The organism is Gilvimarinus sp. 1_MG-2023 (assembly GCF_030548285.1).
This window is the reverse complement of the sequence record NZ_JAUOSC010000997.1, coordinates 1-273: the sequence shown is the minus strand read 5'-3', so window position 1 is coordinate 273 and position 273 is coordinate 1. Positions and strand designations below refer to the sequence as shown.

Below are 273 nucleotides of genomic sequence, written 5' to 3'. Positions count from 1 at the left end.
GCCCAGTCCTCCGGGCAAGCCGGTTGCCGCGATGGCATTGGCCAGTTCCTGCACCTTGCCCAGTCGTCGCACCCGGGTCAGTGCCGGTGCCGGTTGGGTGGCGTCGAGAATGGCGACGCCAGCAGAGTCATAGCCCCGGTATTCGAGACGACGCAAGCCTTCCAGCAATATTTCGACTACATCCCGCTGGGCTACTGCTCCGACAATGCCACACATACCATATACTCCTGAAGATAATCCGACGCGCTGAACTGGAAGGCGAAAGATTACCAC

Annotated in this window: 1 pseudogene; it reads right to left on the bottom strand. The window is 59.7% G+C overall.

Features of this window, described 5'->3' with window-relative positions:
• Nucleotides 1-216 (bottom strand): annotated as a pseudogene (locus Q4563_RS19880) (glutamine--fructose-6-phosphate transaminase (isomerizing)); the annotation flags it as partial.
• Nucleotides 217-273: the final 57 nt, after the last annotated feature.